General features: G+C 68.0%; 18 protein-coding genes and 3 rRNA genes. 14 read left to right on the top strand and 7 right to left on the bottom strand.

Annotated features, from left to right (window positions below; all coding sequences use genetic code 11):
- Positions 1–94: 94 nt before the first annotated feature.
- Positions 95–1,645, bottom strand: coding sequence for a streptophobe family protein (locus J8403_RS32800; RefSeq protein ID WP_211126315.1), 1,551 nt, complete (start codon positions 1,643–1,645; stop codon positions 95–97).
- A gap of 224 nt (positions 1,646–1,869) precedes the next feature.
- Here J8403_RS32800 and J8403_RS32805 point away from each other — a divergent pair, with 224 nt between their 5' ends.
- Positions 1,870–4,563, top strand: coding sequence for an FHA domain-containing protein (locus J8403_RS32805; RefSeq protein WP_211126316.1), 2,694 nt, complete (start codon positions 1,870–1,872; stop codon positions 4,561–4,563).
- A gap of 102 nt (positions 4,564–4,665) precedes the next feature.
- Here J8403_RS32805 and J8403_RS32810 read toward each other — a convergent pair whose 3' ends face one another.
- Positions 4,666–5,424, bottom strand: a complete 759-nt coding sequence (locus tag J8403_RS32810; RefSeq protein WP_211126317.1) for a transglycosylase SLT domain-containing protein — start codon at positions 5,422–5,424, stop codon at positions 4,666–4,668.
- A gap of 441 nt (positions 5,425–5,865) precedes the next feature.
- Between J8403_RS32810 and J8403_RS32815 the strand changes: the two genes are divergently transcribed.
- The 3 genes from J8403_RS32815 (at position 5,866) to J8403_RS32825 (ending at position 8,043) form a co-directional block, all read left to right on the top strand.
- Entirely contained in the window at positions 5,866–7,029 is a 1,164-nt protein-coding gene (locus tag J8403_RS32815; protein ID WP_425519845.1) for a GAF domain-containing sensor histidine kinase, read from the top strand.
- Entirely contained in the window at positions 7,022–7,666 is a 645-nt protein-coding gene (locus tag J8403_RS32820) for a response regulator (protein ID WP_211126319.1), read from the top strand. The genes J8403_RS32815 and J8403_RS32820 overlap by 8 nt, the downstream gene beginning before the upstream one ends.
- 137 nt (positions 7,667–7,803) lie before the next feature.
- Positions 7,804–8,043: a chaplin gene (locus J8403_RS32825; protein WP_211126320.1), complete on the top strand. Its 240-nt coding sequence runs from the start codon at positions 7,804–7,806 to the stop codon at positions 8,041–8,043.
- Between the two features lie 268 nt (positions 8,044–8,311).
- Here J8403_RS32825 and J8403_RS32830 read toward each other — a convergent pair whose 3' ends face one another.
- Entirely contained in the window at positions 8,312–9,115 is an 804-nt protein-coding gene (locus J8403_RS32830; protein WP_211126321.1) for a hypothetical protein, read from the bottom strand.
- A gap of 110 nt (positions 9,116–9,225) precedes the next feature.
- Here J8403_RS32830 and J8403_RS32835 point away from each other — a divergent pair, with 110 nt between their 5' ends.
- The 3 genes from J8403_RS32835 (at position 9,226) to J8403_RS32845 (ending at position 11,637) form a co-directional block, all read left to right on the top strand.
- A complete protein-coding gene (locus J8403_RS32835) occupies positions 9,226–10,017 on the top strand; it encodes an ABC transporter ATP-binding protein (RefSeq protein WP_211126322.1) in 792 nt (263 codons plus the stop codon).
- A gap of 82 nt (positions 10,018–10,099) precedes the next feature.
- Positions 10,100–10,525 carry an NfeD family protein gene (locus tag J8403_RS32840; protein ID WP_059147122.1) on the top strand — a complete coding sequence of 142 codons (426 nt, stop codon included), beginning with the start codon at positions 10,100–10,102 and terminating at the stop codon, positions 10,523–10,525.
- 152 nt (positions 10,526–10,677) lie between these two features.
- Positions 10,678–11,637, top strand: coding sequence for an SPFH domain-containing protein (locus tag J8403_RS32845; RefSeq protein WP_059147117.1), 960 nt, complete (start codon positions 10,678–10,680; stop codon positions 11,635–11,637).
- A gap of 83 nt (positions 11,638–11,720) precedes the next feature.
- On the opposite strand, the gene J8403_RS32850 is transcribed toward J8403_RS32845, so the two are convergent.
- Together J8403_RS32850 and J8403_RS32855 are read right to left on the bottom strand one after the other, a co-directional pair.
- Entirely contained in the window at positions 11,721–12,224 is a 504-nt protein-coding gene (locus J8403_RS32850) for an HNH endonuclease (protein WP_059147123.1), read from the bottom strand.
- A 106-nt stretch (positions 12,225–12,330) separates the two neighbouring features.
- On the bottom strand, positions 12,331–12,870 hold the full coding sequence (locus J8403_RS32855) for a YbhB/YbcL family Raf kinase inhibitor-like protein (RefSeq protein ID WP_211126323.1): 540 nt from the start codon (positions 12,868–12,870) through the stop codon (positions 12,331–12,333).
- An 86-nt stretch (positions 12,871–12,956) separates the two neighbouring features.
- Between J8403_RS32855 and J8403_RS32860 the strand changes: the two genes are divergently transcribed.
- Entirely contained in the window at positions 12,957–13,283 is a 327-nt protein-coding gene (locus J8403_RS32860) for a barstar family protein (protein WP_246586101.1), read from the top strand.
- Between the two features lie 106 nt (positions 13,284–13,389).
- Here the strand turns inward: J8403_RS32860 and J8403_RS32865 are convergent, their stop codons facing one another.
- Entirely contained in the window at positions 13,390–14,172 is a 783-nt protein-coding gene (locus J8403_RS32865) for a sporulation protein (protein WP_211126325.1), read from the bottom strand.
- A 168-nt stretch (positions 14,173–14,340) separates the two neighbouring features.
- Between J8403_RS32865 and J8403_RS32870 the strand changes: the two genes are divergently transcribed.
- The 6 genes from J8403_RS32870 to J8403_RS32895 all read left to right on the top strand — a co-directional run bounded on the left by J8403_RS32870 (position 14,341) and on the right by J8403_RS32895 (position 22,986).
- Positions 14,341–15,003 (top strand): DNA-3-methyladenine glycosylase, encoded by a 663-nt coding sequence (locus tag J8403_RS32870; RefSeq protein ID WP_211126326.1) that lies wholly within the window; start codon positions 14,341–14,343, stop codon positions 15,001–15,003.
- Positions 15,004–15,530: 527 nt separating this feature from the next.
- Positions 15,531–17,050: ribosomal RNA gene (locus tag J8403_RS32875) — 16S ribosomal RNA — on the top strand.
- 259 nt (positions 17,051–17,309) lie between these two features.
- A 23S ribosomal RNA gene (locus J8403_RS32880) occupies positions 17,310–20,428 on the top strand.
- A 110-nt stretch (positions 20,429–20,538) separates the two neighbouring features.
- Positions 20,539–20,655: ribosomal RNA gene (gene rrf, locus J8403_RS32885) — 5S ribosomal RNA — on the top strand.
- Together the 16S, 23S and 5S rRNA genes form the textbook arrangement of a ribosomal RNA operon.
- A 226-nt stretch (positions 20,656–20,881) precedes the next feature.
- Positions 20,882–22,063, top strand: coding sequence for a hypothetical protein (locus tag J8403_RS32890; protein WP_211128729.1), 1,182 nt, complete (start codon positions 20,882–20,884; stop codon positions 22,061–22,063).
- A complete protein-coding gene (locus J8403_RS32895; protein ID WP_211128549.1) occupies positions 21,994–22,986 on the top strand; it encodes a tetratricopeptide repeat protein in 993 nt (330 codons plus the stop codon). Before J8403_RS32890 ends, J8403_RS32895 begins: the two co-directional genes overlap by 70 nt.
- A 72-nt stretch (positions 22,987–23,058) precedes the next feature.
- Here J8403_RS32895 and J8403_RS32900 read toward each other — a convergent pair whose 3' ends face one another.
- Entirely contained in the window at positions 23,059–24,471 is a 1,413-nt protein-coding gene (locus tag J8403_RS32900; RefSeq protein WP_211126327.1) for a DUF1015 family protein, read from the bottom strand.
- Between the last annotated feature and the right edge of the window lie 47 nt (positions 24,472–24,518).

Below are 24,518 nucleotides of genomic sequence, written 5' to 3' on the forward strand. Positions count from 1 at the left end.
GAACGTTCATGTCCCGGTCGCCGCGGCGTCACCCCTCGCATGATCGACGGCTTCACGCGTCACGTCCGCCGTCATGCCCTTCGCCCTCGCCGCGCTACGCGCCTCCCTCGGGCCCCTGGCCCTCGCCGCGACCCTCGTCTCCCTCGTGCCCCTCGCCTCCGTCGGGACCCTCGCCTGCCTCGTCCTCGTGGGGCCTCCCACGCCCGTCGTTACCGCCCCGGTCGTCCCGTCGCCCGACGGCCGTTCCATCGTCCCGCTCCGCGAGCCCCGCGAGCCCCGTGGCCCGGCGGCCCGCCGCGCCCGTGGCCCATGCCGCCAGCGCCCCGGCGGCCCCCGCCGCCGCGCCCCACCCCGCGCCCAGCGCACATGCGAGCGGAGCGTTTCCGTACAGCTCGAGCCCCGCTCCGAAGGCGTCGAAGCCGAGCACGGACAGGCTCGCCCCCGCCGAAACCCGGGTCAGCCACACCAGCAGCGGCAGCGCGAGCGCGGTCACCACGCCCAGCCGCAGCGCACACCACCCCGCGAAGGCGAACGGCCGGGAGCTCCCCACGGGCGTACGGGCCGCGGTGAGCACCCCGGCGGCCACCATCAGCAGCACACTCGCGACCACCAGCAGCCAGACCCGGCCGTCGAGCTCGGCCAGCCGCCCCACCGTGAGCGGCTCCCCGCCCGGCCCGGCGAGCAGATCGTCCACGGGGTCGGGCAGCACCTGCCGCAGCGCGCCGCTCGCCCTGCCGTACCAGGGCACGAACAGCCCCAGCGGTACGCCGATCCACACCCCGTTGGGGGCGCCGAGCAGCGCCGACCCGAGCACCAGCCCCGGATGGTCGTCCCCGACCGCCGCGTAGATCCCGGCCACCAGACCCGCGCCGACCGCGAGCACCAGCACCCCGCACAGCGCGGACACCGCCGGCCGGACCGTGCGGTGCAGCGCCTGCCCGCCGGGCGGCAGCGGGGTGCGGCGCGAGGCCAGCAGCGCGAGCAGCAGGACGGCGACGACCCACACCACGCCGCCCAGCAGCGACCGGCCGGCCGCCACGGTGAAGCCGACGGAGGCCTTGGCGTCGACGAGCTCGGCCAGCCGGTCCGGCAGCAGCCCGGCGCCGATGTCCGCGATATCGCCCAGCTGCTCGGGGAGCCGGCTCAGCAGATCGTGCTCGGTGCGCTGTCTGCCGAGGCCGGGCAGGACGAGCGTGGCGCCGTCGATCGTGACCGTATCGTTGCCCACCCAGGTCAGCCCGGCGAGCAGCAGCAGGAAGAGCGCGGCCACGAGGCCCGCGCGCACGGCGAGTTCGGCCCGGCCGATCACGGCCCCCGCGGCCCGCAGCGACCGTACGAACAGCCACCCCAGCAGCAGCGCGCCGACCAGGCTCACCCCGAGTGGCGCGATATCGATGGCGGCGCGGGCCTGGGCGCCCTCCAGCCCGAAGACGCCCACATCGCCGGACGGGGTGATGGAACCACCGACCGCCAGCACCGTCACGGCGGCGGTCATCGGCCCAAGCGCGCCCGCACGGTCGGCGCCGATCAGATGCAGGCCGAGCGCGGCGATCCCCACCATGGCCAGAAACGCCCAGCTCACCGTCGCGATCGCGGCGAGCAGCGCGGGCCCCCAGGGCACTCGTCCGCCACCGCTCGCGCTCATATCGCCGGCTCCCGATCGTCGCGAGTTGCCCGGATTAACCATGATCCGCACTATCCGTCAGTGCTTACCACTTTCCGAGGGCCTTTCGGATGAGTCAATGACGCCCGAGTTGTGGTCTTGTCAAAGCCCGACTTCCGGTGAAGGGACTGAGCCTGAAATAGTTCCTCAGGATGTTCGCCATCCCTAGACTCCCTCTGTCAGGGGGGTAACTCGGGGGACAACTAGTGGGGCATGGAGTGCCGGAACTCGTACTGGAATTGAACGGACAGACCTGGACACTTGATCCGTCCAGGTCGTACAGCCTGGGGCGTGACCCGCAGGGCGACATGGTGCTGGACGACGCCAGGGTCTCCTGGCGGCATGCCACGGTGCGCTGGGGTGGGCGCAGTTGGGTCATCGAGGACCAGGGCTCCACCAACGGCACCTATGTGCAGGGCCGGAGAATCCAACAGGTGGAAATCGGCCCTGGTTCGGCCGTCCATCTCGGCAATGCCACCGACGGCCCTCGGCTCAGCGTCTCCGGCGGCGGTGCCTCGATGGGCGCCGCGGGTGCGTACGGGCAGCAGGCGGCGATGGGCATGCCCCAGCAGGCCCAGCAGGCCCCCGCCCAGCAGCCCCCCGCCCAGCAGCAGCCGCAGCCCGGCCCCGGCTGGCCGCAGCAGGGTGCGCCGCAGGGCGGGCCGCAGCAGGGTGCGCCGCAGCCCCAAGGCTGGCCGCAGCCCCAGCAGCAGCCCCAGGCCCCGCATCAGCAGCCGTTCATCCCGCAGCAGCAGGCGCCTCATCAGCAGCCGCGGCACCAGCAGGCGCCCCAGCCGCCGCAGCAGCAGCCCCAGGCCCCGCAGAACAACCTCGCGCAGAACGCCCCCGGCACCGGCCCCTCCGGCCCGGCCGGTGGCGCGCCCGGCCAGGGCGACCGCAGCCCGACCACCTTCCACCAGCTGGCCGCCGGCCGGGTGATGCGCATCGGTCGTGCGCTGGAGAACGAGCTGGTCGTCTCCGATCTGCAGGTCTCGCGCCACCACGCCGAGTTCCGGGCGCTGCCCGACGGCCGTTTCGAGATACGTGACCTCGGGAGCCACAACGGCACCTATGTCAACGGTCAGCCGGTCCGGCAGCAGATCATCGGCCCCACCGACACCGTCGGCGTCGGTCACTCCACCTTCCGCCTGGTCGGCGACCGCCTCGAGGAGTTCGTCGACACCGGTGAGGTCTCCTTCTCGGCCCGCCATCTGACGGTGACGGTCGACGGCGGCAAGCAGATCCTCAAGGACGTCTCCTTCGGCGTCCCGGAGAAGTCCCTCGTCGCGGTCATCGGCCCGTCCGGCTCCGGTAAGTCCACGCTGCTGAAGGCGCTCACCGGCTACCGCCCGGCCAACCAGGGCGATGTCCTCTACGACAACCGGAACCTCTACAAGCAGTTCGCCGAGCTGCGCCAGCGCATCGGTCTGGTGCCCCAGGACGACATCCTGCACAAGGAGCTGACCGTCCAGAAGGCCCTGCGCTACGCCGCCAAGCTCCGCTTCCCCGGTGACACCGCCGAGGCCGAGCGCGAGGCCCGGATCGACGAGGTCCTGCGCGAGCTCAAGCTGGACATCCACCGGGAGAAGAAGGTCACCGCCCTCTCCGGCGGTCAGCGCAAGCGGGTCTCCGTCGCGCTGGAACTGCTCACCAAGCCGTCGCTGATCTTCCTGGACGAGCCGACCTCCGGTCTCGACCCGGGCATGGACCGCGATGTGATGCAGCTGCTGCGCGGGCTCGCCGACGACGGCCGCACCGTGCTGGTGGTCACCCACTCGGTCGCCGAGCTGGCGCTGTGCGACAAGCTCCTGGTGATGGCGCCGGGCGGCTCGGTGGCCTACTTCGGCCCGCCGGACGAGGCGCTCAACTTCTTCGGCTACGACAGCTGGGCGGATGTCTTCTCGTCGTTCGAGAACTACCGCGACTACGACTGGGCGGGCCGCTGGCGCGGTTCGCAGCACTACCAGATGTACGCGGCGGACCTCGACTCCGTGGCCCCCCAGTCCGTCCATGTCCAGGCGCCGCCGACCCGGATGCAGAAGCCACAGAGCTGGGGCTCGCAGCTGTGGACGCTGATCCGCCGCTATCTGTCGGTGATCGGCTCCGACAAGGGCTTCATGGGGCTGATGGTGATTCTGCCCGCCGTGCTGGGGTCGGTGAGCGTCGTCATCCCGGCGAAGTTCGGCCTTCAGCTGGCCCCGAAGGGCAGTTTCAACCAGGCCGCCGGGACGGTTCTGCTGATTCTCGTGGTCGGTATGTGTTTCACCGGCGCGGCCAATTCCGTACGAGAATTGATCAAGGAACGGGTCATCTACGAACGGGAACGGGCGGTCGGCCTGTCCCGCTCCGCGTATCTGATGTCCAAGGTGATCGTGCTCGGCGTGATCACCGCCTGCCAGGGCGTCATCATCTCGGCCATCGGTCTCTCGACGCGCAAGCTGCCCCCGGAGGGGCTGCTGATGCCGCCGGCCGCCGAGCTCTGCCTGGCCGTCATCGCGATCGGCTTCACCTCGATGATGGTCGGCCTGGTCATCTCGTCCCTGGTGAAGACCGCCGAGAAGACCATGCCGCTGCTGGTCATGTTCGCGATCGTCCAGGTCGTCTTCACCGGCGTCCTGTTCAAGATCTACGGATCGCTCGGCGTGGAACAGTTCGCCTGGCTGATGCCGTCCCGCTGGGCCGTCGGCGCGGCCGGTGCCACGCTGGACCTGGGCCCGGGCGTCGGCCACATGATGGCGCCGTGGGACAGCAAGAAGCCCCTGGACACCGACCCGCTGTGGGAGCACACCACGACCCAGTGGGGCATCGACATGGTCGTGCTGATTCTCCTGGGCATCGCCTGCGGCTTCGTGGTCGCGCGGCTGCTGCGCCGCCATGAGCCGGAGGTCATGCGCAAGTAACCGCCGGCGACGTTCGCACAAGGGCGACGGCACCCCTCGCACGCAGGGGGTGCCGTCGCCCTTCGGCGTCGCAACGCCGGGTTCCGGACGGGCCGTTCAGGCTCAGTACGCGCCGTTCACGTTGTCCATCGAGCCGTACCGGTCGGCCGCGTAGTTGCAGGCGGCGGTGATGTTCGCGACCGGGTCGTAGGGGTCCCAAGAGGTGCCCTCGACGTGGTACGTCTTGAAGGTCGGGGCTATCACCTGGAGCAGGCCCTTGGAGGGCACGCCGTTCTGGGCGTTGATGTCATACAGGTTGATGGCGCGCGGGTTGCCGCCGGACTCCCGGATGATGTTGCGGTGAATGCCCTCGTAGGAGCCGGGGATGCCCTTCTGCTTCATGATGTCGAGGGACTCCCGGATCCAGCCGTCGAGGTTGTCCGGGTAGGTCTTCTTCTCGGCGGCGACCGTCTCGATGCGCGCGGCGGAGCGGCTCGCGGCCTGCTTGACGGCGCGCTCCTTGGCGGCCTTCGCCTCGGCGGCCTTGGCCTCGGCCGCCTTCTTCGCGGCGGCCTCTTCCGCCGCCTTCTTCTTCGCGGCCTCCGCCGCGGCCTTCTTCTCGGCGGCCTCTTGCTTGGCCTGCTTGTCGGCGAGCGCGGACTGCTTCACCAGGGCCTCGTGGTGGGCCTGGGCGTCGGCCTTCTGGGACGTGAGGGCGACGGGCTTGTTCGGCAGGTCCTGGGCCGTCGTCTTGGCGTCCGCGCCGCCGCCGGGGACGACTGCGAAGGCTATGGCGGCCGCACCGGCGGCAGCGATTCCGGCGGCGGAGTACTTGTGCGTCTTGTTGAGACGGGCGTAGCCGGGGATGTTGGGCAGGGGCATGGCGGAGTAGACCTCTTCCAATCGCTTGAGTCGCAGGCCAAATCGGCGCGCAGAGCGCCGTTCCTGGATCTACGGCGCCGTGCGACTGGGGGAAATTCTTAGCTGCCGCAAAAAGCTGTCGCAAAGGCGTGACATACGATGCTGCTTAGTGGATAAGTAGGCCGCTCATGCCCATGCGAACGGCCGTCATCCCCGCTCAGTCGCCTATGAAACGTCCACTAAGCACGTTCGTAAGTGATTTAGGTCGTGTGTCCGGGCTCACATCGCGGAGCTTCTCATATTGCGCGCTGTGCCCACGCAAATGCTCAGGGTGTTTGTTTTTTCCACCCCCGCAACAGCCCCTTTGGGGGTCCTGTGTGCGCCGTTCGACCTAGGGCTCAGGTCTTATCAGGTGGCCGCCGACCGGCCGATATACCCGCCGGATGGCGGGTGGGTACGGTAATGGCCATGACGAAAGGACGGGGCGGTGGACCCGGGGCCGGGCTGAGTCGGGTGAGCGGTGCGCTGCTCGCCATGAGCCGACATCTGGAGGTCCGTGATGTCCTAAAGACCATCGTTGTGTCCGCCCGTGAGCTGCTCGATGCGGAGTATGCCGCTCTGGGGGTCTCCGATGATCACGGAGGTTTCGCCCAGTTCGTAGTAGATGGGGTGAGCGACGAGCAGTGGAAGGCCATCGGGCCGCTGCCCCGGCAGCACGGCATTCTCGCCGCCATGCTCAAGGACGCAACCCCGCAGCGACTCGCCGATGTGCGACGTGATGTCCGTTTTGAGGGATGGCCATCAGCTCATCCGGAAATGTCGGATTTCTTGGGTCTTCCCATTGCCGATGGCGATGAAGTTCTCGGCGCGGTATTCCTCGCCAACAAACGATGCCCCAAGCCCGAGGGCGGCTGCGGTTTCACCGCCGAGGACGAGGAGCTGCTGGCCATCCTGGCCCAGCACGCCGCCATCGCCCTGACCAACGCCCGCCTCTACGAGCGCAGCCGCGAGCTCACCATCGCCGGCGAGCGGGCCAGGCTCGCCCATGAACTGCACGACGCCGTCTCCCAGAAGCTCTTCTCGCTGCGGCTGACCGCCCAGGCCGCCACGGCCCTGGTGGACCGCGACCCCGACCGGGCCAAGGACGAGCTCCAGCAGATCGCCCTCCTCGCCGCCGAGGCCACCGACGAGCTGCGCTCCGCCGTCGTGGAGCTGCGCCCCGCCGCCCTCGACGAGGACGGCCTCGTGGCGACCCTGAGGACACAGGTGCAGGTGCTCGACCGGGCCCACTCCGCCCAGGTCACCTTCGCCTGCCACGGCGTGCGGGCGCTGCCCGCCGCCCAGGAGGGGGCGGTGCTGCGGGTGGCCCAGGAGGCCCTGCACAACGCGCTGCGCCACGCCGACGCACGGCAGGTCGACGTCACCCTCACCCGGCACGGCCAGGGCGCCCGGCTCCGCGTCGCCGACGACGGCACGGGATTCGACCCCTCGGCCGTCCGGCGCGCCGGGCGCCACCTCGGTCTGGTGTCGATGCGGGACCGGGCCGGCGGCGTCGGTGGCCGGCTGACGGTGGAGTCGGCGCCCGGCAAGGGCACCGTGATCGAGATGGAGGTGCCCGGTGGCTGACCCCGGACGGATTCGGGTGCTGCTCGTCGACGACCACCAGGTGGTGCGGCGCGGCCTGCGGACCTTTCTCCAGGTCCAGGACGACATCGAGGTCGTCGGCGAGGCGTCGGACGGCGAGGAGGGCGTCGCCCGCGCCGAGGAGCTGCGTCCCGACGTCGTCCTCATGGACGTGAAGATGCCCGGCCTCGACGGCATCGAGGCGCTGCGCACCCTGCGCGACCTCGACAACGCCGCCCGGGTGCTGATCGTGACCAGCTTCACCGAGAAGCGCACCGTGGTCCCCGCCCTGCGCGCGGGCGCCGCGGGCTATGTCTACAAGGACGTGGACCCCGAGGCGCTCGCCCGCGCCATCCGGTCCGTCCACTCCGGGCATGTGCTGCTCCAGCCCGAGGTGGCCCTCGCGCTGCTCTCCCAGGAGGAGGGCGGCGGCCAGGGGCGCGGCGGCTCACTCACCGAGCGGGAGCGTGAGGTGCTGGCGCTCATCGCGGACGGCCGGTCCAACCGGGAGATCGCCCGGGCACTGGTGCTGTCCGAAAAGACCGTGAAGACCCATGTGTCCAACATTCTTATGAAATTGGACCTCGCCGACCGTACTCAGGCCGCGCTCTGGGCCGTACGGCACGGGATTGGGGCATGAACAGCGTTTCTCCGTGAAATCACACCAACGGGTGGCTATCACTCGAACAGCGCAACTCGTCATCAGCCAGGCCGTTTTTCACGGCGTACCGCGGCGGACCGCCGCGGTGACGCGCTGATGATGAAGGGTCTTGCCAAGTGAAGAACATCAAGAGGTTCGCTGCCATCACCATCACGGCCGGCGGACTCGCCGTCGCCGGTGCCGGTGTCGCCACCGCCCAGGGCCCCTGGGCCGACGGTGGGGCCACGATGTCCCCGGGTGTCGTCTCCGGCAACAACATTCAGGCGCCCGTCCACGTGCCCGTGAACTTCTGCGGCAACACCATCTCGGTCATCGGGTCCATGAACCCGGCGCTCGGCACCCCCTGCGGCGGCTGACCGCCACCCTGGCTCATGCCCGACGCACCACCGGCCGGCCCCGGAGGCACCCGCCTCCGGGGCCGGCCCCATGACATCCCCCGGGAAGGCCGGAGACCGCCAGGGAAGCGCAGGGGCCCCCGGGCTGGTCAAGCCCCCCGGGATGGTCAAGCCCCCCCCGGGAACAGAGTCCGCCCGCGGGGAAGCCCAGGGACCCTCCGGGGAGCGTCGGAGACCTCCCCGGGAACGCCAGAGACCCCCCGGGGAAGCCAAGAGCCCCCAGGGCAACTCAGAGACCGCCCCGCTCCCGCTCCTCCACATACGCGTTGTACGCCGCCACCTGCGCCCGCCGCGAGGTGCGCTCCACCGGCCGCAGCGCCTCGGTCCGCGCTGTGATCTCCGACGCACTCACCGCACCGCCGTGCTCCCGGCCGTCCCCGCCCGCCATAGAGGCGATGTCCACCAGCGCACCCACCCGCTGCGCCAGCTCCAGCACCCGGATGGCCCGCGGCGGATAGCCCGGGGCCAGCACCTCGCGCCCCCGCTCGGCCCGCGCCCGATACGCCTCCAGGGCCGCCTCGGCCACCGGGCCCGCCCCGGCCACATTCAGCCGCGACAGCACCTCCGTGGCCTCCCGCAGCGCCTCGGCCAGCTCCCGCTCGGCCTCGCTCAGCGACGGCACATCGGCCGGCGGCGCCTCCCGCACGCTCTGGCACCGCCACACCACCTCGATGTGCTGATCGCCCTCGGGCCCGGCCGCCGACACCTCGGGCACCAGGCCGAGCGCCGCGCCTGTGGCGATCACCGCCTCACCCGCGTCCAGCGCCTGGGCGTTGAACTCCGGCGGACCGCTCAGCCCCAGGGGATGCCCCGCTATGGGCAGCGCCACCCGCAGCCCCTTGGCCCCGAGCGCCCGCAGCCGCCCCAGCGCCAGCGTGAGCCCCACCGGCCCGGACTCCCCCGGAAGCCCGGCCACCCGGTGCGACGCGTCCTCATCCGCGATGCGATGCGCCGCCTCGTCCGGAGAGACAAGTCCGGCGATAAGGGCATTTCCCCAAGCTGCGAGGCGCCCTGAACGTGGTTCATCGAGCATGGCACCAGCCTAAGGACTGGCACCGACAACGTGTGGCGTAGGTTTTCCTCAGGGGGCTGCGCCCACAGGCGCACGCACGACTCGAGACTGCAATGGGAGACAACGCGCTCATGAGCGAGGTTCTGGAGCTGCTGGACGTATCGGTGGTCCGCGATGGGCGGGCTCTGGTGGACGAGGTCTCCTGGTCGATCAAAGAAGGCGAGCGCTGGGTCATCCTCGGCCCCAACGGTGCCGGTAAGACCACCCTCCTCAACCTCGCCTCGAGCTACCTCTTCCCGAGCGCCGGGAACGCCCGCATCCTCGGCGAGCGGCTCGGCCGCGTCGACGTCTTCGAACTGCGCCCGCGCATCGGCGTGGCGGGCATCGCCATGGCCGAGAAGCTGCCGCGCAGCCAGACCGTCCTGCAGACCGTCCTCACCGCCGCCTACGGCATGACCGCCCACTGGCAGGAGGACTACGACGCGGTCGACGAGACCCGCGCCCGCGCCTTCCTCGACCGCCTCGGCATGACCGACTACCTCGACCGGAAGTTCGGCACCCTCTCCGAGGGCGAGCGCAAGCGCACGCTCATCGCCCGCGCCATGATGACCGACCCCGAGCTGCTGCTCCTCGACGAGCCCGCGGCCGGACTCGACCTCGGCGGCCGCGAGGACCTCGTCCGCCGCCTCGGACGGCTCGCCCGCGACCCGCTCGCCCCGTCGATGATCATGGTGACACATCATGTCGAGGAAATCCCCCCCGGCTTCACCCATGTTCTGATGATCCGCCAGGGCAAGGTGCTCACCGCCGGCCCGGTCGAGACCGAACTGACCTCCCGTAACCTCTCCCGCTGCTTCGGACTCCCGCTGGTCGTCGAGCGCCACGGCGAACGCTGGACCGCCCAGGGCCTGCCGCTGGCCTGATGTCCGCCCCCTGCGCCCGCCGTGCCACCGGCAGGTGATCCGCGCACTGTCCCCGGGGAGCGGCGACAACTACCATGACCATGTGGATCCATGGGTGTGGTGGCTGATCGCCGCCGTAGGACTGGGTATCCCGCTCGTACTGACCGCGATGCCCGAATTCGGGATGGTCGCCGTCGGTGCCGTGGCCGGTGCCATCACCGACGCGCTCGGCGGCGGCATAGTGCTCCAAGTTGTCGTCTTCTGCGCCGTCTCGGTCGCGCTGGTCGCGGTCGTGCGCCCGATGGCGGTCCGCAGCCGCCGTCAGCAACCCGAGCTGCGCAGCGGCATCGAAGCGCTGAAAGGGCGTCAGGCCGTCGTCCTCGCACGCGTCGACGACAGCGGCGGCGGCCGCATCAAGCTCGCGGGCGAAGTGTGGTCCGCGCGCTCGCTCGACCCCGGCCAGGCGTACGAACCCGGGCAGCAGGTCGACGTGGTGGAGATCGACGGTGCGACGGCCGTCGTCATGTAGACGCCGTACCGGGAGTGTCCTACCAAGAGTTGAGGGCGCCCCGGTTGAGCTGCGGAGTCGACCATGGATCTGACAGACTCCACCCTCGGGAACCGCCAGACCTGATCATCCCGACCATCCGAATCACCGCATGAAGGGCACGGGGAGCCGCTGTGGAACCGATCATCATCGTCCTGATCATCCTCGTGGTGCTGGTGTTCATCGCACTGATCAAGACGATCCAGGTCATCCCACAGGCCAGCGCCGCCATCGTGGAGCGATTCGGGCGCTACACCCGCACCCTCAACGCGGGCCTCAACATCGTCGTCCCGTTCATCGACTCGATCCGCAACCGGGTCGACCTCCGTGAACAGGTCGTGCCCTTCCCCCCGCAGCCGGTGATCACCCAGGACAACCTGGTCGTGAATATCGACACCGTCATCTACTACCAGGTCACCGACGCCCGGGCCGCCACCTACGAAGTCGCCAGCTACATCCAGGCGATCGAGCAGCTCACCGTCACCACCCTGCGGAACATCATCGGTGGCATGGACCTCGAGCGCACCCTGACCTCCCGCGAGGAGATCAACGCGGCGCTGCGCGGCGTCCTCGACGAGGCCACCGGCAAGTGGGGCATCCGCGTCAACCGCGTCGAGCTCAAGGCCATCGAGCCGCCCACCTCCATCCAGGACTCGATGGAGAAGCAGATGCGCGCCGACCGTGACAAGCGCGCCGCCATCCTCCAGGCCGAAGGTGTCCGGCAGTCCGAGATCCTGCGCGCCGAGGGTGAGAAGCAGTCCGCGATCCTGCGGGCCGAGGGTGAGTCCAAGGCCGCCGCGCTGCGCGCCGAGGGCGAGGCCCAGGCGATCCGTACGGTCTTCGAGTCCATCCACGCCGGGGACCCGGACCAGAAGCTGCTCTCCTACCAGTACCTCCAGATGCTGCCGAAGATCGCCGAGGGCGACGCCAACAAGCTCTGGATCGTGCCCAGCGAGATCGGCGACGCCCTCAAGGGCCTCGGCGGGGCCATGGGCAACTTCGGCCCGCTGACCGGCGGCGGAAACGGCGGTGGCACCCCCGCCGCCACCGGTAAGGAGCCCGCCCCGCGCCGCGAACAGCCCACGATCGACTGACGGACGGCGACGGGACGGGCCCTCCGGCACCGGGGACGGCCCGCCGGCGCTCCCTGCCGGGCCCCTACGGGACGAACCCGGGGCTAGGCAGGAAGCGCCAGCCACTCCGGCAGCGCGTCCCGCTCCGCCGCCCCCAGGGCCAGCAGCAGCGCATCCGAAGGCGTCGGCTCGAACGGCGCCTTCAGCAGCCGCATCCCCGCCTGCTCCGGAGTCCGGTCCGCCTTACGGTGGTTGTCCTCCGCACAGGAGGCCACCGTATTCAGCCAGGTGTCGCCGCCCCCGCGCGACCGCGGCACCACATGGTCCACGGTCGTCGCCCGGCGGCCGCAGTACCCGCAGCGGTGCTGGTCCCGGACCAGCACCCCGCGCCGCGACCACGGGGCACGTCTTCGGAACGGCACCCGCACATAGCGGCACAGCCGGATCACCCGCGGCAGCGGCAGATCGATGTCCGCGGCCCGCACCCGCAGCCCCGGGTGGGCGTGTTCGACGACGGCCTTGTCCTGGAGGACCAGCACCACGGCGCGCCGCAGCGTCACCGTCGCCAGCGGCTCGAAGCTCGCGTTCAGAACCAGCGTCTCGCGCATCCCGACCACCCCCGCGTCCCGGTATCCCGGCCCCGCGCCTGGAATGGGCGGGGCCGGGATCAACTCTGGCCGGGAGCCTGGCCGAGAACAACGCAATTTCGCCGCGTCAGCCCGCGGCCGGCACCTCGTACTCCCCGATCAACTGGGCACGCCCCAGCGTGTGGAACCGCAGATTGAAGCCGACCACCGCGGGCGAGGCGTCCGCGTCCGGGCCCAGCTTCTCCGCGTCCACCGCGTACACGGTGAACACATAGCGGTGCGGACCGTCCCCCGGCGGCGGCGCGGCCCCGCCGAAGTCACGGGTCCCGTAGTCGTTGCGCGCCTGCACGGCACCCTCGGGCAGGCCCGTGAAGTCGCCACTGCCCGCACCCACCGGAAGCTCGGTGACCGTGGCCGGGATGTCGAACAACACCCAGTGCCAGAAGCCGCTGCCGGTCGGCGCGTCCGGGTCGAAGCAGGTGACGGCGAAGCTCTTCGTACCCTCCGGGAATCCCTCCCAGCGCAGCTGCGGAGAGGTGTTCCCCTCCGCCTGCACCTGGGCGGACTTGAGCGTGCCGCCCGGTTGCACATCGTCGCTCACCACCGTGAACGACGGCACCGGCGGATGGAAGTCATGGGGGAGCGGCGGCCGGTTCTGCTCGGACACGTCGAGAACCTCCTGAGGTTGCGGTGGATCATCTCCGCGGCCAGCCTAACGAGACCGCCAGACGGCGGGCTGGCACCATGGCGCCCATGACCGGCCCCACCCTCGCCCTCCACCTGCGCCTCGACGGCGTGACGGACAAGGACGGCTTCCTCGACCGCTGCGCCCGGGACCTGCGCTTTCCCGACTGGTACGGGCGCAACTGGGACGCCCTTGCCGACTGCCTCACGGATCTGTCCTGGTGGGCCGAGGGCCGCGAGCCCAGCGGCTGTCTGCTGGACATCCAGGGCTGGCTCGCCTTCCGCGACGCGGACCCCGACGCCGCCGCGATCGCGGCGGACATCCTGGCCGACGCGGAGGTCTACTGGGCGACGCAGGGACGGCCCCTGGTGGTGCGCTACGACGACGGCCCCTGACACCCGACGCACGACGCACCACACGCCGACATGCGACGCGGGGCGTGCACCGACCTGCCGTCGATGCACGCCCCGCGCGGAAGTCCGGCCCAGGGGAGGGTGAACCTCAGAACCAGTTGCGCTTGCCGCCGACCTGGGCGAGCCACTGGTTCAGATACGCGGCCCAGTCGGTGTCCTGGAAGGTCGCCAGGTTCATCGTGAACGACCGGTAGGTGTCACTGCCCTCGGTGAACAGCCCCGGCTTCTTGTCCATCTCCAGCACCACGTCCATCTCGCGGTCGTCCGCGACGAAGGACAACTCCACCTGGTTCAGCCCCCGGTACTGCTCCGGGGCGTAGAACTCGATCTCCTGGTAGAAGGGCAGCCGCTGCCGGGTCCCACGAATGTGCCCCTGCTCCAGGTCGGCGCCCTTGAACCGGAAGCCGAGCGAGCCGAAGGCGTCCAGGATCGCCTGCTGGGCGGGGAGCGGATGCACATTGACCGGGTCCAGATCGCCCGAGTCCACCGCGCGCGCGATCGCCAGCTCCGTGGTGACCCCCACGTTCATACCGGTCAGGTGCCGGCCCAGGAACATGGTGATCGGGGTCTCCCACGGGATCTCCAGGCCGAACTGCACCGCGTGCACCGCACCCGGCTGAAGCTCGAACGCGCCACCCAACTGCTGCCGGGTGAACTCCACGTTCCGCTTGAACTCCTGGTCGTCCCGCTCCACCTCGACCCGCGCCTGCAGGCCGACCGAGAGCGCCTCGATCTGCTGCGCGACCGAGCCGCCCTGGATCCGGACCTCGCCCTGCACGATGCCGCCCGGGACGACATTCTCCTCGGTCAGTACCGTCTCCACCGAAGCGCCACCGGCACCCAGACTCGCGAGCAGCTTCTTGAAGCCCATGTTCTCCCTCTCAAGGACGCGACTGCGTCTTGACTCGATCGCACTCGATCGCTGTTGACACCTAGGAACGCGAAACAGCCGTGAGCGGTTCCGCAGCTCATACCCTTCCAGCGGACCGGTGCCGCCTCCAACCACCGGTTCATATCTCTTCCACTACGCTCGGGCCGCGTGACAGCAGGACCTGACCGCGAGCCCCTCGACCGTTCCTTCTTCGACCGACCCGTTCTCGAGGTCGCGCCCGATCTCCTGGGCCGCCTCCTGGTGCGGCGCACCCCGGACGGACCGATCGAATTGCGCCTGACCGAGGTCGAGGCATACGCGGGCCCGGCCGACCCCGGCTCGCATGCCTACCGTGGCCGCACCGAGCGGAACGCCGTGATGTTCGGCCCCCCGGGTCATGCGTATGTCTACTTCACCTACGGCATGTGGCACTGCCTCAACCTGGTCTGCGGACCGGAGGACCATCCCAGCGGGGTGCTGCTGCGCGCGGGCGAGGTACGGCACGGCCATGAGTGGGCCCATCAGCGCAGGCCGAAGGCGCGTAACGACCATGAGCTGGCCAAGGGCCCGGCCCGGCTGGCCACCGCCCTCGGAGTGGACCGTCGGCTGGACGGCAGCGATGTCTGCGCGGGCACCGATGCCCCGCTGTCCATACTCACCGGCCACCCCGCCCGGCCCGAGCAGATCCTCAGCGGTCCGCGCACCGGTGTGGGCGGCGAGGGCGCAACTCACCCCTGGCGCTTCTGGATCGACGGCGAGCCCTCGGTCAGCCCCTACCGGGCTCACACCCCGCGTCGCCGGAATGCGACGCGCCGTCAGGTCGGAACTTGACTCTGCTGGACGGGACGCCTAACGTAGCCCGAGCCGCTTGAGACGGGCAGCGCTGTCGGCACGATCGCGAGATCGAGTCACCGCGGCCCCAGAGCGGCCAACCACTGACGACAACTCCCGAACAGGGTCCTATTTCGCTGCGCGAAATCAGACCCGGGGCTCCGATTAGGAGCTGAGCGGGAAATTGGCTAAAGTAGTGGACACGCCGGAAGGCGCGAAAGACCCCGCTCCAGCAGGGGGCCGGAAACGGAATTCGGACCGGAAACGGAACGGAAAACGGATCTGGTAAGGTTGGAAACACCGAAGGGAAGCGCCCGGAGAAACCGGTGAAACGGTTTCGAAGGAAGCGTCCGTTCCTTGAGAACTCAACAGCGTGCCAAAAGTCAACGCCAGATATGTTGATACCCCGTCCATCTCGGACGAGGTTCCTTTGGAAAAATACACAGCGAGGACGCTGTGAGCGGACTGGATTATTCCTCCGGTCTGCTCCGCTCTCGTGACTGTGTCACCGGGATATCCCGGAAGCATTCACGGAGAGTTTGATCCTGGCTCAGGACGAACGCTGGCGGCGTGCTTAACACATGCAAGTCGAACGATGAACCGGTTTCGGCCGGGGATTAGTGGCGAACGGGTGAGTAACACGTGGGCAATCTGCCCTGCACTCTGGGACAAGCCCTGGAAACGGGGTCTAATACCGGATACGACACGCTCCCGCATGGGATGCGTGTGGAAAGCTCCGGCGGTGCAGGATGAGCCCGCGGCCTATCAGCTTGTTGGTGGGGTGATGGCCTACCAAGGCGACGACGGGTAGCCGGCCTGAGAGGGCGACCGGCCACACTGGGACTGAGACACGGCCCAGACTCCTACGGGAGGCAGCAGTGGGGAATATTGCACAATGGGCGAAAGCCTGATGCAGCGACGCCGCGTGAGGGATGACGGCCTTCGGGTTGTAAACCTCTTTCAGCAGGGAAGAAGCGAGAGTGACGGTACCTGCAGAAGAAGCGCCGGCTAACTACGTGCCAGCAGCCGCGGTAATACGTAGGGCGCAAGCGTTGTCCGGAATTATTGGGCGTAAAGAGCTCGTAGGCGGCTTGTCGCGTCGGATGTGAAAGCCCGGGGCTTAACTCCGGGTCTGCATTCGATACGGGCAGGCTAGAGTTCGGTAGGGGAGATCGGAATTCCTGGTGTAGCGGTGAAATGCGCAGATATCAGGAGGAACACCGGTGGCGAAGGCGGATCTCTGGGCCGATACTGACGCTGAGGAGCGAAAGCGTGGGGAGCGAACAGGATTAGATACCCTGGTAGTCCACGCCGTAAACGTTGGGAACTAGGTGTGGGCGACATTCCACGTCGTCCGCGCCGCAGCTAACGCATTAAGTTCCCCGCCTGGGGAGTACGGCCGCAAGGCTAAAACTCAAAGGAATTGACGGGGGCCCGCACAAGCGGCGGAGCATGTGGCTTAATTCGACGCAACGCGAAGAACCTTACCAAGGCTTGACATACACCGGAAACATCCAGAGATGGGTGCCCCCTTGTGGTCGGTGTACAGGTGGTGCATGGCTGTCGTCAGCTCGTGTCGTGAGATGTTGGGTTAAGTCCCGCAACGAGCGCAACCCTTGTTCTGTGTTGCCAGCGGGTTATGCCGGGGACTCACAGGAGACTGCCGGGGTCAACTCGGAGGAAGGTGGGGACGACGTCAAGTCATCATGCCCCTTATGTCTTGGGCTGCACACGTGCTACAATGGCCGGTACAATGAGCTGCGAAGCCGTGAGGTGGAGCGAATCTCAAAAAGCCGGTCTCAGTTCGGATTGGGGTCTGCAACTCGACCCCATGAAGTCGGAGTCGCTAGTAATCGCAGATCAGCATTGCTGCGGTGAATACGTTCCCGGGCCTTGTACACACCGCCCGTCACGTCACGAAAGTCGGTAACACCCGAAGCCGGTGGCCCAACCCTTGTGGGGGGAGCCGTCGAAGGTGGGACTGGCGATTGGGACGAAGTCGTAACAAGGTAGCCGTACCGGAAGGTGCGGCTGGATCACCTCCTTTCTAAGGAGCGCATAGCCGACTGCGAGCGCATGTCTCGCACGGTTTGCTCATGGGTGGAACGTTGACTATTCGGCACAGTCCTTCGTGTGATGACCGCTAGTACTGCCCCTCGGGGCGTGGAACACGGCTCGGAACACAGGACGGTGTCGGGCACGCTGTTGGGTGTCTGAGGGAATGAACCCTCGACAGGCCGGAGTCCATGCAGTTTGTGGATGACTGGTCGTTGCTTGAGAACTGCACAGTGGACGCGAGCATCTGTGGCCAAGTTTTTAAGGGCGCACGGTGGATGCCTTGGCACCAGGAACCGATGAAGGACGTGGGAGGCCGCGATAGGCCCCGGGGAGCTGTCAACCGAGCTTTGATCCGGGGGTGTCCGAATGGGGAAACCCGGCAGTCGTCATGGGCTGTCACCCATACCTGAACACATAGGGTATGTGGAGGGAACGCGGGGAAGTGAAACATCTCAGTACCCGCAGGAAGAGAAAACAACCGTGATTCCGGGAGTAGTGGCGAGCGAAACCGGATGAGGCCAAACCGTATGTGTGTGATACCCGGCAGGGGTTGCGCATACGGGGTTGTGGGAATGAGCTTCAGTCGTCTGCCGGCGACTGGGCAAGTCAGAAACCATTGCGATAGGCGAAGGACATGCGAAAGGTCCGGCATAGAGGGTAAGACCCCCGTAGCTGAAATCGTGATGGCTTGCTTGCTCATCTCCCAAGTAGCACGGGGCCCGAGAAATCCCGTGTGAATCTGGCGGGACCACCCGCTAAGCCTAAATATTCCCTGGTGACCGATAGCGGATAGTACCGTGAGGGAATGGTGAAAAGTACCGCGGGAGCGGAGTGAAATAGTACCTGAAACCGTGTGCCTACAAGCCGTGGGAGCGTCGGACATCAGCTTGCTGGTGTCTCGTGACTGCGTGCCTTTTGAAGAATGAGCCTGCGAGTTTGCGGTGTGTTGCGAGGTTAACCCGTGTGGGGAAGCCGTAGCGAAAGCGAGTCCGAATAGGGCGGTAGAGTAGCGCGCTCAAGACCCGAAGCGGAGTGATCTAGCCATGGGCAGGTTGAAGCGGAGGTAAGACTTCGTGGAGGACCGAACCCACCAGGGTTGAAAACCTGGGGGATGACCTGTGGTTAGGGGTGAAAGGCCAATCAAACTCCGTGATAGCTGGTTCTCCCCGAAATGCATTTAGGTGCAGCGTCGTGTGTTTCTTGCCGGAGGTAGAGCACTGGATAGGCGATGGGCCCTACCGGGTTACTGACCTTAGCCAAACTCCGAATGCCGGTAAGTGAGAGCGCGGCAGTGAGACTGTGGGGGATAAGCTCCATGGTCGAGAGGGAAACAGCCCAGAGCATCGACTAAGGCCCCTAAGCGTACGCTAAGTGGGAAAGGATGTGGAGTCGCAGAGACAACCAGGAGGTTGGCTTAGAAGCAGCCATCCTTGAAAGAGTGCGTAATAGCTCACTGGTCAAGTGATTCCGCGCCGACAATGTAGCGGGGCTCAAGCGTACCGCCGAAGTCGTGTCATTGCAGCATGAGGTCCAACGACCGCTGTGATGGGTAGGGGAGCGTCGTGTGCCGGGTGAAGCAGCCGTGTAAGCGAGTTGTGGATGGTTCACGAGTGAGAATGCAGGCATGAGTAGCGATACACACGTGGGAAACGTGTGCGCCGATTGACTAAGGGTTCCTGGGTCAAGCTGATCTGCCCAGGGTAAGTCGGGACCTAAGGCGAGGCCGACAGGCGTAGTCGATGGACAACCGGTTGATATTCCGGTACCCGCTTTGAAGCGCCAACGTCGAACCAGGCGATGCTAAGTCCGTGAAGCCGCCCCGGAGCCTTCGGGCAAAGGGGAGTGGTGGAGCCGACGGACCAGACCTGTAGTAGGTGAGTGATGGGGTGACGCAGGAAGGTAGTCCAGCCCGGGCGGTGGTTGTCCCGGGGTAAGGGTGTAGCCCGAGGGGTAGGTAAATCCGTCCCTCATGTGGGTGAGACCTGATGCCGAGCCGATTGTGGTGAAGTGGATGATCCTATGCTGTCGAGAAAAGCCTCTAGCGAGTTTCATGGCGGCCCGTACCCTAAACCGACTCAGGTGGTCAGGTAGAGAATACCGAGGCGTTCGGGTGAACTATGGTTAAGGAACTCGGCAAAATGCCCCCGTAACTTCGGGAGAAGGGGGGCCATTGCTGGTGATCACCCTTGCGGTGTGAGCCGGTGGTGGCCGCAGAGACCAGCGAGAAGCGACTGTTTACTAAAAACACAGGTCCGTGCGAAGCCGTAAGGCGATGTATACGGACTGACGCCTGCCCGGTGCTGGAACGTTAAGGGGACCGGTTAGTCACATTTCGGTGTGGCGAAGCTGAGAACTTAAGCGCCAGTAAACGGCGGTGGTAACTATAACCATCCTAAGGTAGCGAAATTCCTTGTCGGGTAAGTTCCGACCTGCACGAATGGCGTAACGACTTCTCGACTGTCTCAACCATAGGCCCGGTGAAATTGCACTACGAGTAAAGATGCTCGTTTCGCGCAGCAGGACGGAAAGACCCCGGGACCTTTACTATAGCTTGATATTGGTGTTCGGTTCGGCTTGTGTAGGATAGGTGGGAGACTGTGAACTCTGGACGCCAGTTCAGGGGGAGTCATTGTTGAAATACCACTCTGGTCGTGCTGGATGTCTAACCTGGGTCCGTGATCCGGATCAGGGACAGTGTCTGGTGGGTAGTTTAACTGGGGCGGTTGCCTCCTAAAGGGTAACGGAGGCGCCCAAAGGTTCCCTCAGCCTGGTTGGCAATCAGGTGTTGAGTGTAAGTGCACAAGGGAGCTTGACTGTGAGACCGACGGGTCGAGCAGGGACGAAAGTCGGGACTAGTGATCCGGCGGTGGCTTGTGGAAGCGCCGTCGCTCAACGGATAAAAGGTACCCCGGGGATAACAGGCTGATCTTCCCCAAGAGTCCATATCGACGGGATGGTTTGGCACCTCGATGTCGGCTCGTCGCATCCTGGGGCTGGAGTCGGTCCCAAGGGTTGGGCTGTTCGCCCATTAAAGCGGTACGCGAGCTGGGTTTAGAACGTCGTGAGACAGTTCGGTCCCTATCCGCTGTGCGCGTAGGAGTCTTGAGAAGGGCTGTCCCTAGTACGAGAGGACCGGGACGGACGAACCTCTGGTGTGCCAGTTGTTCTGCCAAGGGCATGGCTGGTTGGCTACGTTCGGGAGGGATAACCGCTGAAAGCATCTAAGCGGGAAGCCTGCTTCGAGATGAGGACTCCCACCCACTTGATGGGTTAAGGCTCCCAGTAGACGACTGGGTTGATAGGCCAGATATGGAAGCCGGGTAACCGGTGGAGTTGACTGGTACTAATAGGCCGAGGGCTTGTCCTCAGATGCTCGCGTCCACTGTGTGGTTCCCGGGTTGCGAACAGTCGCACCGGTGAATCAGTTCCACTTGACTTAATTGAAGAGTGTGCTTGTTCGCTAGAACCCGATAGGGTTTCGGTGGTCATTGCGTTAGGGAAACGCCCGGTTACATTCCGAACCCGGAAGCTAAGCCTTTCAGCGCCGATGGTACTGCAGGGGGGACCCTGTGGGAGAGTAGGACGCCGCCGAACAATCTTTGAAGGACCCTTGGTCCCAGCGTGCATGCTGGGACCAAGGGTCCTTTTTGTTTTTGCTGGGCCCGCATCGGTGTGACCGGTGCGGGAGAATGGCTGCAGTACATGAAGACAGGAGTCACGCCGATGTCCACCAACTCTCCCGACGACCGGTCGGGCCGCGAGCCGCGGCGCCGGGACGCCGGCGACCGGCGGGACGTCCGCGGTTCGGGACCGCGCCGCGATGGCGATCGTGGTGGTTTCCGGCGTGATGACCGCCGTGACGAGCGGCGTGATGACCGGCCGCGCGGGCCGCGCCGCGATGATGACCGTGGTGGCTTCCGCCGCGACGACCGTCGCGATGACCGCCGGGACGACCGCAGGGATGACCGCCGAGGCGATCGTCGCGACGATCGCCGGGATGATCGCAGGGACGACCGGCCGCGGGGGCCGCGTCGGGACGATGACCGCGGAGGCCGCCCCGGTGGCTATGTGCGCCGCGACGACCGGGGCGCGGGCGGCCGTCCCACCGGACGCTACGAGCGTCGGGACGATCGGCGCGACGACCGCCGGGACGAGCGCCCGGGCGGGCCGCGCAGGGACGACGACCGCGGCGGGTTCCGTCGGGACGACCGTGGTGGCTTCCGTCAGGGGCAGGGCGGTTTCCGCCGGGACCGTGACGATCGGCCGGGCTTCCGCCGGGACGACGACCGCGGTGGCTACCGGCGTGATGACCGCCGTGACGACCGTCGCGACGACCGGCCGGGCGGCCCGCGTCGGGATGACGACCGTGGTGGCTTCCGCCGCGATGACCGCGACCGTGGCGGCCGGAGCGGCGGCTATGAGCGCCGGGACGACCGGCCTTCGCACCGGCGTGACGACGACCGTGGCGGGTTCCGCCGTGACGATCGCCGGGATGAGCGCCGTGACGACCGGCGGGACGAGCGGCCCTCGTACCGCCGTGACGACGACCGCGGCGGGTTCCGTGGTGGAGACCGTCGTACGGACGATCGTGGTGGGTTCCGCCGGGATGACCGTCGCGACGAGCGGCCCAGCGGGCCGCGCCGCGACGACGATCGTGGTGGGTTCCGTCGTGACGATCGTCGGGACGACCGGCGTGATGATCGGCCGCGTGGGCCGCGGCGCGATGACCGGGACGGTGGCTTCCGGGGTGGTCGGGACGACCGCGGGCCGCGTCGTCCGTACGGTCAGGGCGGGGGCCGTGACGACCGTCGCTCCGGCGGCGGTGGTTTCAAGCGCCGTGACGACCGCGGCGGGGGCTACGGCCGCCGTGACGACCGCACGGGCGGCTACGGGCGCCGCGATGAGCGTGGCAGGGACCGCGACCGCGAGCCGATCAAGCGGCTGCCGATCCCCGACGACGTCACCGGCGAGGAGATCGACAAGAGCGTGCGGCAGGAGCTGATGAGCCTGCCGAAGACCCTCGCCGAGGACGTCGCCAGGAACCTGGTCATGGTCGCCAAGTTGCTGGACGACGAGCCCGAGCAGGCGTACCAGTACGCGCGCGTCGCCCTGCGGCTCGCCTCCCGGGTCGCCGCCGTGCGCGAGGCCGCGGGCTTCGCCTCGTACGCCGTCGGGAAGTACTCCGAGGCGCTCGCGGAGTTCCGCGCGGCGCGCCGGATGACCGGCAACTCCGACCTGTGGCCGGTGATGGCCGACTGTGAGCGCGGCATGGGCCGTCCCGAGCGGGCGCTGGCCATGGCCGGTGAGCCGGAGGTGCAGAAGCTGGACCGGGCCGGTCAGGTCGAGATGCGGATGGTGGCCGCCGGTGCCCGGCGGGATATGGGCCAGGCCGACGCTGCCGTGGTCACCCTGCAGAGCCCGGAGTTGGCCTCGCATTCCATCCAGCCGTGGACCGCCCGGCTGCGTTATGCGTATGCCGACGCGCTGCTGGCGGTCGGGCGTGAGGACGAGGCCCGCGAGTGGTTCGCCAAGGCGCTCGAGGCGGATCAGGGCGGGACCACGGACGCGTCGGACCGGCTCGCCGAGCTGGACGGCGTCGAGTTCGTGGACGCCCTCGACCCCGAGCAGGAGGCGGACGACGCCCTCAAGCCGGTTGCGGAGTCCACGGTCGAGGAGCCCAAGGCCGACGTGCCCGCGGTCGAAGAGGTCGAAGAGGCCGAGGCTGACGAGGAGCCCGAGGACGCCGAGGACGAGCCCGTCGAGCCCGAGGACGCCGCGGACGAGGACGCCGAGCCCGAACTCGTCGAGGACGAGGTCCAGGACGACGACGTCGTCGAAGACCCGGCCGAGGACGCCGCGTCGACGGCGGAGGCGAAGTCGGAGGACCGGGCCGGGCTGCCCGAGAAGGACGGCGACGACAGCTGAAGCCATGAGTGGGGCGGGATCCCGGTTCGGGGTTCCGCCCCACTCGTATGTCCGCGGCCGAAGCGCAGGGGCTCAGCCCAGCGTCAGGCTCCGCAGCACCAGCCCCGTCGCCGGCTTCGGCCCGAAGGACGTCGACTTGTGCGGCATCGCGATGCCCTGCCGCGCCAGCTCGTGCACGACGTCCTCGACCACCGCATGCATCAGCACCGCCGTACCGCCCAGCCGCTCCGCCTGTTCGACGGCTGCCGCCGAGTCGTGGATGTAGCCGATGTGCTCGGGGGTGTCCGGGACGTTCCACAGATGGTCCAGCAGGGCGTGGTGGAGCACCGTCGCGTCCAGCGTCCGCCATGCCTCGGGTCGTCCCTCGGGGACCGTACGGGCCAGCAGTTCCGGATCCGGCCGGTCCAGGAGGTGGAAGCGGCCGCCCCCGGCCAGCAGGAAGGCGTTCGGCGCGCCGGGCTCGGCGCGGGCCGCCTCGGTCGCCTCGGCGAGCGTCTCCAGGACGCGCGGGAGCGGGCCGTCGATCGTCCGTATCCGGAAGGCGCGCCGCGCCGCCGTAAGGGCATCCTCCGGTGACAGTTGGCGGAGCAGCCGGTGGATGGCCCGGACACGGAGGGGATAGCGGGCGGTGTCGACGAGCAGGACGAGCCCGAAGTCCCAGGGGCCGGGCTCGCTGCGCTCCTCGCGCAGCCGCAGATAGGTGGCCCAGCGGTGGTGGCCGTCGGCGATGAGGGCCTGGTGGTGGCGGAGGTCGGCGGCGACCGCCACGAGGTCGGCGGGGTCCGTGACCCGCCACAGATGGTGGTCGACGCCGTCCTCGGTGGTCGTGGAGAGCAACGGCTCGCCCTGGATGGCGCTTTCGATGACCCGCGCGGCCCCGCCCGTGCCCACCCCGCCCGTGCCGACCCCGCCCGTGCCCGCCCCGTCCGTGCCCGACCCGCCCGTGCCCGGCTCGCCGGTCCCCGGCCCCGCGGCCCCGTTCTCCGAAGTCCCGTTCCCGTGCCCGTTGCCGCGATAGGCGAGCAGCAGCGGCTCCAGATGGGCGGCGGTGGCGCGCATCAGATCGGCTCGATCCTCGACGACATGCGGCATGACCTCCTCGTGGGGGAGGACGATGCCCTCCTCACGGGGGCTCAGCCGCAGTGCGCCGATCAGCCCGCGCTGGAGGGTGGGGCCGTCGCGCTGTTCGTAGACGTAGAGCGCGGGTTCGGGGTCCGGCGCGAGCACGCCGTCCGCCTGCCAGCGGCGCAGCGTCTCGGCGGCCTGACGGTGGCGGGCCTCCGGGGAGTCGGCCTGCGGCAGGATCAGCCGGACGATGTTGTAGGGGTCCGCCGTCTCCAGCTCGCGCAGGCCATCGGGCCGTACGACCACGTCGTAGGGGGGTGAGGTGACGGCGGCGAGACTGCCGACCCGCTCCGCGACATAGCGCAGCCCCCGAAAAGGGGTGAGCTGCAGACCTTGTCCGCCAGGCCCTGGAATGCTCATCAGTGAATGTTATGCCCCGCGCGGCGATACGCGATGATCGGGGGAGA

Origin of the sequence: Streptomyces yatensis, assembly GCF_018069625.1 — a bacterium.
In the GTDB taxonomy this organism is placed as follows: domain Bacteria; phylum Actinomycetota; class Actinomycetes; order Streptomycetales; family Streptomycetaceae; genus Streptomyces; species Streptomyces yatensis.

Coding starts and splice junctions, on each gene's coding strand:
- J8403_RS32800 (WP_211126315.1), bottom strand. CDS start 1,645: ATGAGCGCGAGCGGTGGCGGACGAGTGCCCTGGGGGCCCGCGCTGCTC.
- J8403_RS32810 (WP_211126317.1), bottom strand. CDS start 5,424: ATGCCCCTGCCCAACATCCCCGGCTACGCCCGTCTCAACAAGACGCAC.
- J8403_RS32815 (WP_425519845.1), top strand. CDS start 5,866: ATGGCCATGACGAAAGGACGGGGCGGTGGACCCGGGGCCGGGCTGAGT.
- J8403_RS32830 (WP_211126321.1), bottom strand. CDS start 9,115: ATGCTCGATGAACCACGTTCAGGGCGCCTCGCAGCTTGGGGAAATGCC.
- J8403_RS32835 (WP_211126322.1), top strand. CDS start 9,226: ATGAGCGAGGTTCTGGAGCTGCTGGACGTATCGGTGGTCCGCGATGGG.
- J8403_RS32850 (WP_059147123.1), bottom strand. CDS start 12,224: ATGCGCGAGACGCTGGTTCTGAACGCGAGCTTCGAGCCGCTGGCGACG.
- J8403_RS32860 (WP_246586101.1), top strand. CDS start 12,957: ATGACCGGCCCCACCCTCGCCCTCCACCTGCGCCTCGACGGCGTGACG.
- J8403_RS32865 (WP_211126325.1), bottom strand. CDS start 14,172: ATGGGCTTCAAGAAGCTGCTCGCGAGTCTGGGTGCCGGTGGCGCTTCG.
- J8403_RS32890 (WP_211128729.1), top strand. CDS start 20,882: ATGGCGATCGTGGTGGTTTCCGGCGTGATGACCGCCGTGACGAGCGGC.
- J8403_RS32900 (WP_211126327.1), bottom strand. CDS start 24,471: ATGAGCATTCCAGGGCCTGGCGGACAAGGTCTGCAGCTCACCCCTTTT.